This window comes from Bacillus sp. B2-WWTP-C-10-Post-4, from assembly GCF_009183805.1.
GTDB classification, from domain to species: domain Bacteria; phylum Bacillota; class Bacilli; order Bacillales; family Bacillaceae_G; genus Bacillus_A; species Bacillus_A cereus.
In genome coordinates, this window is the sequence record NZ_WEII01000129.1 from 1 (window position 1) to 10,189 (window position 10,189).

Genomic DNA, 10,189 nt, shown 5'->3' on the forward strand with positions numbered 1-10,189 from the left:
CATATATAGTATTAAACTAGGCTTATAAAAAGTTAATAGTATATATATTATTTATTTTCATTTAGAAATTTAAGAACTTGGTTAAAAGCTTCTTCACCTGCTGAAGTGTTCATTTTAAATTGAAATTCATGTGCTAACTCGCCAGAGATATTTTTATCAAAGAAAAGTGTATCTACAGGTACTCCTTTATTTTGTAAAGTAGAAGCTAATGCTTTACCTTGCTCTTCAAATGATGCAGTATTTCCATCTGTGATGAACGTTGGTGGGTAATCTTTTGTAACGTGTTTATAAATAGAGGCGATTTCCATTTCAGGTAATGTTTCAAATTTCTTTTTCCCAAAGTAAGCCCAGCCAGTAGTACGCATAAAGTCTTGCACTTCTTTGGATGTTTCCATTTTAGCTAATGCAGGCATATTATACGGGCCGCAAAATAGCAGTATACCTTTAATTGTAGAAGGAGCAACAACAGCGTCAATCCCGGTTAATTTCGCATAATCTGGAGATGTTTGAATAGTAACAAATTGTCCAGATATTTGCGCTCCCGCAGAATCTCCTGCAAAATATAGGTCATCTAGTTTTACATTATATTTCTTTGCATTTGCTTTTATATATTCATAAGCCTCACCAAGTTGTAGTACTGGTGTAGGATACTTTCTTTTAGGAGCAAGAGCGTAATTTATATTTATCACTGTATAACCACGAGCAGCTAATTCTACTGCATAACCAGTAATGTCTGATTTATCTCCACCTACAAATCCACCCCCGTGCACCCAAAAAATAACAGGTGTTTTCCCTATAAAATTTTTGGGATAAATAATGTCTAATGTACCATCAGGAAATTTAGAATTATAATTGATATCTTTAACAATTCGTGTCTCTTTTAGAGCGTTTTTATAATTATTAGATTGAACAAACATTCCACCTTCAAATGCTTTTTTTATGAGAAACGCTTTCGGAATAGGTGAAACATTCCAAAAAACAACCCCCGCAATAATCAATCCGAAAACAATAAAAAGAGTTAGCAACATTCTTTTTTTCCATATCACTTTAGGTTTTAACTGTTTTATTCTCATAATTAAAGAATCTCCATTCTTTTTAGTAATAATCTTGAAATAAATCACAACATAAATTTTTATTTTCCGCCTGCTAATCCGTCCTTAAAATTTTATGCAAAAAGTTATATATTTTTATTATGTACATATTAGGTATCTCCTATAAAACACATTAAAAATTCAAACAAAAAGAGCAAAAGATCCCCATTTATAGAAGATTTCTTTTGCTCTTTGTAAAGGACACAAGTCCAAATAAAAGTTGCTTATCTATCGATAACTTACACATAAAAATCCATTTGTTTCAGTACTTTATTAGCAGAAACTTTAACAACCGTTTCTTTTTCACCCGTTCTATCAATTATGAAACCATGAACTTCAATATCAGAAGGTACTAATGGATGATGACGGATCATATCTATACTCTTTTCAATATTTTCACTAACATTTTTTTGTCCACTCAGCCATTGATTAAGGCTACCACTTGAAAATTCAGGCATGCAATTTTTAAAGAGATAGTCTAATTCTATATTATCTTTTATGAAATCACGTTGAGTTTGTAGATTAACTGAAGAAGTTTTTTTATCCTCTATTCCGACAACAAAAATTTCTTTAACATTTTCTTGATAAATAGCAATAATAATAGATCTCATTATATCTCCATAAGGATGTACAATTACAGAATCATAGCTGTGTATAGTCAACATGTTTTCTTGTTGAATGTTAGTTACTTGTTGGATACTAGGCTCTATTCCGTGTTCAATGTCTGTTAATAATAAAACTTTTTTATTCTTTGAATTCATATGGAGCACCCTTTCTTCATTATTGTATTTATGAAACTTTTAAGCTAGTAACAATAATAATTGTTACCAGTTTTTCCAGCTTCCCTCTGGATCAACACTTGCAAGTCTAACCCATCCATTTTGAACTTTTTCTCGAAATGTGAAATCATTATTTAACAAACGTTCTATATATTCAATAGGTGCTTGAATGACAATTAGTAAACGAAGTGGTGAATGATACGTCTCACTATCTGACTGCATAACGGATTGCCAAGGTAAGCCTGGCAACAGGTCACTAGCATTCCCTTGCATAACACCGAGACCCGCCGTTACGGTTTGGGTTGTTTTATTTCCACTACCATAATAGTGAGGAGCTACAGTTGATGCGTAATATTGTAGATTTATCCACTGCGCAACTGTTCCTGGTCCTGCAATAATATTAGCTAATATATCGCCACTTTCATCCTGTTTCCAATCATAATTATGAAGGAAAGCCCTACCTTCTAAGTCACAATCTTGAGTTAATTCACGCTTTCCGATAATAAAAGATGCATTACGCGCTAATCCCCATTCTGGACGTATTTCACTCCAATCTTCTGCAAATCGATGCGCCTCTTTACTCGGATTTTTTATTTTCGTTTTAAAATTAGGTAATTGCGTTAAACGTTCTCTATTTGCATGTTGGCTCACATTTGGCATAATCGTCTCGATACAATCAAACGCTTCTTGCGCAGTTTTCGAAAGTTCTGGGACGTAAATCCATTCCAATTCGTCCACTGTTGTTTTATGTTCAGCTGCTGCAAAAATGGTATCCTCAGGAATGTTAATGCCTTCAGCAGACAACGCCTCTCTTACTTCTGGAAGATTACATAAAGTAGCGAAAACTCTTGCATTGAATCCCCCTGCTGCGCCTCCACAAGCACCACACTCAAGTGCTGCCGCATAAGGATTGTTCGTACTTTGACTACTATGTCCACACATTACAACTAAAGGAGCAAATTTTTCTGTCAGTCCCACCATTTTTAAAGTTTGACGCACATAGTTCACTTTTTCTTCTTTCGTAAAACCGATAGGTATCTCACCTTTTGTGTCATGAACATAATTAAGCGAGAATGTTGTATCAGGTTTTTGTAACATAGTTTTACGAAGTTTACGAATGAAACCACCAACTCCTCTTGGGACAAAGCTTCTTGTCACCATCTGTAGACCAAGTAAAGGACCACTTAACTCAGGTAGCGCCATACTTGTCAGTACGTTCTGTTTCATCGTTTTAAATGTATAACGCACCGAACTGCCTACCCTCTTACGTTGCTCATAAGATTTAAATTCATTTTCATCTGTAAGCTCTTTTATTTGATGCTTCGGTTTCAGTATAACTGGCAAAGAAGGATGGCTGTCATTACTACCTAGTTCACTAGTCGCAATTGGTAACCCAAAGAAACCAGCTATTCCAAACGTTTCAAACGGACCTAGTTTTTCTAAGTGGCGACGAAACGGTTCTGAACGTACATCAATACAAAATGCTAATTGAGCTAATACACGCTTTTTATCATTGGTTGCACATTGTTTAGAAGCAATCTTCTCTCTTAATTGCTCTGCATGCGTTTGTTCCCAAGCTTCCAGCCAAAGTTTCCTGCGAATATTTTCATCAAAACGATATGCAAATGCTAACAATTCGCTTTGTTCAGCTGCAGACATTTGTGACCATTCCCGTGTTGAAATATTCCCCCAATAGATCCAAGAAGCTATAAGTGGGACGATCGAAACTTTTTTCTCAACCTTTTGATTTTTTAAAGGTAAATAAGGTTTTGCAATAGCCAGCTCCATAGAAATTCGAACTGCTAAATATTCTATTAAAAGCCCCTGTTCCTGAATTGATTGTTGTGAGCGCCATCGTATCATTCCTGCCCACCCAGGTAAAGAAAGTAAGTGCCCTTCAAGATAAGCTTGTATGTTAGATTCAGAAATCCCTAGTTCAAATAACGCTCTCGCTAAAGCTACTTCGGCATCTTGTGGCCAATCTTTTAAAACTTTACGCTCATTTTTACTGAGCGCTGGATCAAATGTAATAAGGTGTTGCCATGCACGATAAAAACCTTTCTCTCGATTTGGCATCGTCCAACTTGATCCGGAGTCATCAAGATATAATTTACACCATTTAATGATATGATAATTAAGAATATCAGATAGATTTTCACTATTTTGATTCTCTATAAGCGAACTTATTGGCTGCATAACAGAGGCTTTCATACTCCCTGTATTTATATAACTCATTTCGTCTGCCAATTTATTTAATTCTGGCGATGATAATAGACTAGAAGGTAATTTTTCTAACTTTAAAGCCGCTTGGCAAAATCGCTCTGCTTTCTCTCGCGGAATATGAAAAGATTGTGAATCCAGCCAACGAGACAAACTACTTTGTAAAAATGATTCCTCAATCTCACCTTTCGCTTTTGCCGAATGAATCATGGAAGTACTAGGATACATATCCACATTACGAGCTTCTTTTAGCCAATTTGCGACTTGTTCAAATGATTGCTTTTCAAGTCCCATCCAAGGGTGGTGAGCTGCAAACGTAGAGATAGGCCAAAGTGGTGCAATAACTCGGCTAGCAGATGCAACTAAATCATTTATATTATTTTCTTGCATATCAATGTTTGTATCTTTCTTTAATATTGACGATATGCTCATCACGAATTACCTCCCTTTGATACATAATGTTTCAGATAGCTTGGGTGACTTTCTACTGATTTTCTTCTCGCCTCACCTACTCGAACTAACCAAAGATAAAGTACAGCGAATAAAGTAGAAGATTGATGACGAGTAACGAAAGTACTAGTAACACTACTAAATAGTAAAATACATATAACAAAGATAACGGCTGGAGCTGAAGGTTGAACACTTTGATAAATATCAGTATGCAACCATTTATAAAGAGAATTATGAACGGTAAAGTAAATGAGAGAAAATCCAATCAAAACAATTACGCCAGCAATTCGTCCCATTCTTCCCTCTCCAAAAACAACAAGCTGTTTCCATGAAAAGTATAGTGACCAGCCTAAGATTAACGCACTAACTAGTTGATATCCCTCTCCAGAAGTCATAAACCAGAAAGTAATTGCTATAAATAATCCTAAAACACGCCCGACTATAATCCATAAATTGGACATCTTTTCATTAGACTGATTCACTACCCCAAAACGTTGCACTGAAGAACCAGCTTGTAAAAACAGTGTAGCTTTAAACAAACCATGTAAAATTAAATGAATAACAGCCGCTAAATAGGCGCCTAATGCACATTGAATAAGCATAAATCCCATTTGTGCAATAGTTGAACCTACTAGCTGACGTTTATAATCAACTTGGACTAAACTAATTCCTGTACCTATCAAGACAGAAATACTAGAGAAAATTAGTAAAATTATTTGTGCAATATCATCATGAAAAAGAGGTGAAAATCTAGTTAACATGATACCGCCAGCATTTACTAAACCCGCATGCATAATAGCTGAAACAGGAGTTGGAGCAACGGCAGACTCAATTAACCATCTTTGAAAAGGCCATTGTGCTGCTGGAATCATCACCGCTAATATAATTAATAAGTTAATTCCTGTTCTCTCCAATGTTCCATGTAGCGCTACATTTTCATTCGTTAAAACTGATGTTAATTGCCACTGTCCTGTTATTTGAAAAAGCCAAATGATAGCTGATAACAACGCAATCCAACTTATTGTAAATAAATAGCCAGAGATTTTAGTTGCTTCACTAACTACTTTCCACCCTTTATTTAGCCCTATGAGTAGAACCAATCCTATAAGCGTTGCTCCCCAACAAATAATCATGAAACGAAGATCATCACTTAACCATCCAACCGAAGATACACCTGTAGTAAATGTAAAAAGTACAAAGTATTTTCGATATGAGCGATCTCCCATTAAGTAACGTACAGAAAAACGCTGAATGATTAAACCAATTGTAAGAACAAAGAAAGCCATTAACCAAGCTAAAGTATCTAGATGCCAAGGCCCCACAACTCTATCTCCATTGTTATTAACAAGTGCGAGCAAAGAAACCAATGAAGGTAAAGCAGCGATACCAATATGGATATGAACAAAACGTAAAGGTATCCTTGCATTTAAAAACAATAATCCACTTAGCCAAGAAGCACTAAGCGCCATAAAAAATAATGTTAACAGTGTTGATGAACTCAGCGAAATTAACATGTTAAATACTCCCTTCTAAGCGAAAATAACCTATAAAATTCCTTTTAATTAAGATGTTTTTTTAAATTTCAATTTTCATTCACTCTTTTTAGTGCATCGTTTTTTCCCATAAAAAAAACCGACAACTTCCATAATTCAATGATTTTATATCATCATTGAATTATGGAGATTGTCGGTTTCCCTTCAACTAACTTCAATAAAGTTTTTTGAAGAGCTCCCATTTTATAGAGAATAATAATGTATGTATTACTCCTGTTAAAAAGAAATGTATATTTCTGATCTCCTAGATTATGCAATCAATATATCAATTTATGTTATACGCTATCTTTTAATTAAGAAACTTTTTCATTTAGTCAATATTACATATTAAAAAAATGCTAAAGCCTTAATTATAGCAAGCTGTTAAAATGAGCGTCTATCAATTTTTTAAAACAATTATAAGATAAACCATATTAAGCAGTTTGTCAATTTCTTTATCCGTTTTTTAAGAGTTATTTGAATTACGATTTATTATACCTAAATAACTTCAAGTTTTTAATTATTAGCCTGTTAATAAAGTGCAAAACTTGTAGGTTTCTTAATCCTTCCACTAACCTTAAGGTATTTTTAAAATTTCTCCTCAAGATTATGAAGCAATTTAAAAATCATTACTCGTTCGCCTGTACGGGAGCTTATATCCGTATGAAAGCTCTTCACTTTCTCTCCAGTTAATTCTAGTATAATCTCTTTCAGATCATCAATTCCAGATTCAACTAGCTCCGAACGATTTTTCTTTATCGTTAACATACCGTCTTTTGTTTCGCAAACACTATATTCAGCCGGCGTTAAAACACCTTGTAAATTTACGATAATCATATCCCGTAATATATCTGTCTTAACGGATATAGACCCGCGTCCTAGGTAGTCCTTTTCCCAGTGAGTAATTGCTTTGCTTATCTCTGATTCAATAGAGCCTTTTGAGCTTTTCATCTATGTATCCTCCTTCAATAAAATAAATTTACAATAACAATATAATAATCCGGATTAATTTTATTTTCAATTCCTAAGTAGAAATTATAGCAATTACAAAAAAGAACTCTTATAAAGTGAAACTTTAATCAGCCCTCACCAATCGGACTTTTATGGGCAGTTGATCCCCTACCTAACTTCTTTGCTTTCTCTGAATTTTGAGGTAGGGGTCTTACTACCCATTAAAGTGGGATAAATTTACGAGTCCTTTTTATATTGTTTCAATCAATCTTTTAATTGTTGTAGGTGGATTTTTTCATGTCTCCTTTAATATCTTTACAAAATACAGTTAAGTGCATAAACAAAAAGAAAAGCAAATGACCTTAATTATTAGATCACTTGCTTTTCTTCCATCATATACTTTCTAAACAACTCTATAAACCATTCTAATTACTTGCCTTACTTTCAAGTTTTTGAGTTGCCACTTTTTTAGGCATGAAACATGCAAAGATTAATGCTACGAAAGATAAAAATAACATGAATAGATACGCATCGCTTGAGCCGAAAATAGAGGATAATTTCGCTAGTTGAATAGCTGTAATGTTTCCATTTTCTAAAGATAACTCTGAAGCGTGTGAAGTTGCTTGAGTTGTATATATAGTAATAACAACAGCTGTTCCAATAGCACCAGCTAATTGACGAACCGTATTATTTACGGCTGAACCATGTGAACCTAATTCTCTAGGTAAAGCATTTAGTCCTGCTGTATTTAAAGGCATTGAAATGAAACTTAACCCAATCCGTAAAAGAATAGTACGCACCATTACATACATATACGTTGTGGATTCAGTTAAATCAATTACCCCCCACATCGAAATAATGATAAATACTAACCCTGTAATAAAGAGTGGTTTTGCTCCGTATTTATCATACATTTTACCTGTAATTGGTGATAAGAATGCATTAATGACCGCTCCAGGTAATAGAAGTAAACCTGATTCAAATGCAGTAAATCCTCTTCCGTTTTGTAAGTAAATCGGTAAAAGAATTAAATCAGCATACATAATCATCGTGATAAGTACATTGATCACTGATGTAAGAGTAAAAATTTTATACTTAAATACGGATAAATTTAATAATGGATCGTTAGACTTTATTTGACGTAAGCAAAATAGCGTTGTAACAAGTACCCCGGTAATAATTGTCGTAATAACAATCGGGTGATCCCATCCCTTACTTCCTGCACTACTGAATCCAAATAAAACACAACCAAAGCCAATCGTTGATAAAATGACACTTACAATATCCATTCTTGCTTTTGTCGTATCTGCAACGTTCATTAAATATTTTAGCGCAAGAATAATGACGATGAATACAAATGGAGCTAATCCAATAAATAACCATCTCCATGATACATATTCAATGATAAAACCAGATAACGTTGGAGCAATGGCTGGCGCAAAAATCATAGCAAAGCCGATAGTTCCCATAACACTCCCGCGCTTTTCACTAGGATATAAATATAAAATAACTGTCATCATGAGCGGCATAATAATTCCTGCCCCAATTGCTTGAATCATTCTTCCTGTTAATAACATGCCAAAATTGATGGCACCGGCACATAGTAATGTTCCGATCAATAAAAAAATCATTGAGCTAATAAATAATTGCCTCGTTGTAAAACGTTTCATTAAAAATGCCGTAATTGGCACTAAAACACCGTTTACGAGCATAAAACCTGTTGCTAACCATTGTACAGTTGTAGCTGTAACATCAAATACTTCCATTAATTTACTCATTGCCACATTAAGTAACGTCTGGTTTAATGTTGATAAAAAACATCCAGCAATTAGTACAAGTAATAAAATTTTCTTATTTTTTTCTGTTATTCCCTTCTCCATTTGTAAACTCCCTTTTTCTATAGTTGCATTATCGACACAGTGTCGATAAAATTCATAGTAACAAAGATACATATTCCTGACCATGAACAATTTTGTTAAAAATGTTCATTAATCGACATTGAAAATATGCTATGTCGAGAAAGTCAAAGAAAAATCTATAAAGGAGTTTCAAAATGTCTACATCTAAAAAAGAGGATCCTCGTACACTTCGTTCAAGAGAAATGTTTAAAAATGCCGTCTATTCTCTTTTACAAGAGGAATCCACTATTTCAAATTTAACAGTCCAGAAAATTGCAAACGAAGCTGGATTAAATCGGACAACATTTTACTTACACTATCAAGATATTCAGGATTTACTCATGCAACTCACTGATGAAATTTTAAACGAACTTTCTAATAAAATTACCGCTTTAATACACGTAAGCAATTTATCAGAAAAACAACAGCTAACACAATTGCTTGATTATTTATATATTCATCGAAATTATTTATCTGTTTTATTTAATATGAATCATTTTGAGGAACAATTATTTCTATTAATAAAGAAATTAGTAGAAACGCGCAGAAATAATAGTGAGACAGAGCTACCCGAAGATTATGTTGCCATTGAGATTAAAACCGCTTCATTGGTAGGAATCATTATGTGGTGGATAAAAAACGGACTTCATTTTAGTTCAGATTATATTACAAACCAAATTTATTTCATGTACAGAGGACAATGATTGCAGGCTATTTACTAATAGAATGAGGTTAGAGCATATGAGCCCTATTTCGCTACGGAGAAAAACGCGAATTTCGTATGCTAAGAGAATTTGACTAAAAAAAGTGCCCCTCGATTGTTAGACTTTGTTTAGCAATCAGGGTGCACTTCACATGTACTATAAGCTTTTTATCTGTTGGCAGTTTGTTTGATCAATTCACTTTTACTATCTCTTTGCAGCATAATTCTCCCCACCGCTATAAGAATGGTAATAATTGAAATGCAAAGAAGAATATTCATATCGTGTGATAGATTTCCCCCACCAAAAATTATTGTTTGATATCCGTCAGCTACATAAGTTCCAGGGAAAAGAGAACCTACAGTTTGATAAAAATTAGATAGTAACGCTTTTGGAACAATTACTCCACAAGTAACTAATTGTACTGACAGCGATATGATATTAAACATCATACCCGCAGGACCGAATAGAACGATAAACATTTGTGTTACGCTTAAGAAAGAGAAAAAGACAAGAGTTTGGAAGATCCATGTTTCAAATAAGCTTGTATTCAATTTAACGTTAAAT

General features: G+C 34.0%; 8 protein-coding genes. 1 reads left to right on the forward strand and 7 read right to left on the reverse strand.

The window, feature by feature from the left end; genetic code table 11:
- Positions 1-47: 47 nt before the first annotated feature.
- The 6 genes from GBN78_RS26220 to GBN78_RS26245 form a co-directional block, all read right to left on the reverse strand.
- A complete protein-coding gene (locus tag GBN78_RS26220; RefSeq protein ID WP_001220684.1) occupies positions 48-1,073 on the reverse strand; it encodes an alpha/beta hydrolase in 1,026 nt (341 codons plus the stop codon).
- A 257-nt stretch (positions 1,074-1,330) separates the two neighbouring features.
- Entirely contained in the window at positions 1,331-1,852 is a 522-nt protein-coding gene (locus tag GBN78_RS26225) for a carbonic anhydrase (protein WP_001086250.1), read from the reverse strand.
- A gap of 63 nt (positions 1,853-1,915) precedes the next feature.
- Entirely contained in the window at positions 1,916-4,522 is a 2,607-nt protein-coding gene (locus GBN78_RS26230; RefSeq protein WP_000028354.1) for a DUF2309 domain-containing protein, read from the reverse strand.
- The gene (locus GBN78_RS26235; protein ID WP_152127865.1) at positions 4,522-6,054 is read right to left on the reverse strand and encodes an NADH dehydrogenase subunit 5; all 1,533 of its coding nucleotides are present in this window, start codon (positions 6,052-6,054) and stop codon (positions 4,522-4,524) included. Before GBN78_RS26235 ends, GBN78_RS26230 begins: the two co-directional genes overlap by 1 nt.
- A gap of 606 nt (positions 6,055-6,660) precedes the next feature.
- Entirely contained in the window at positions 6,661-7,023 is a 363-nt protein-coding gene (locus GBN78_RS26240) for a Na-translocating system protein MpsC family protein (protein ID WP_000842548.1), read from the reverse strand.
- A gap of 425 nt (positions 7,024-7,448) precedes the next feature.
- Positions 7,449-8,903, reverse strand: a complete 1,455-nt coding sequence (locus GBN78_RS26245; RefSeq protein WP_000410728.1) for a DHA2 family efflux MFS transporter permease subunit — start codon at positions 8,901-8,903, stop codon at positions 7,449-7,451.
- A 173-nt stretch (positions 8,904-9,076) separates the two neighbouring features.
- Between GBN78_RS26245 and GBN78_RS26250 the strand changes: the two genes are divergently transcribed.
- Positions 9,077-9,625 carry a TetR/AcrR family transcriptional regulator gene (locus GBN78_RS26250; protein ID WP_000107858.1) on the forward strand — a complete coding sequence of 183 codons (549 nt, stop codon included), beginning with the start codon at positions 9,077-9,079 and terminating at the stop codon, positions 9,623-9,625.
- 167 nt (positions 9,626-9,792) lie between these two features.
- Here the strand turns inward: GBN78_RS26250 and GBN78_RS26255 are convergent.
- The coding region (locus tag GBN78_RS26255; protein WP_152127866.1) for an ABC-2 transporter permease at positions 9,793-10,189 on the reverse strand (397 nt) is incomplete at its 5' end.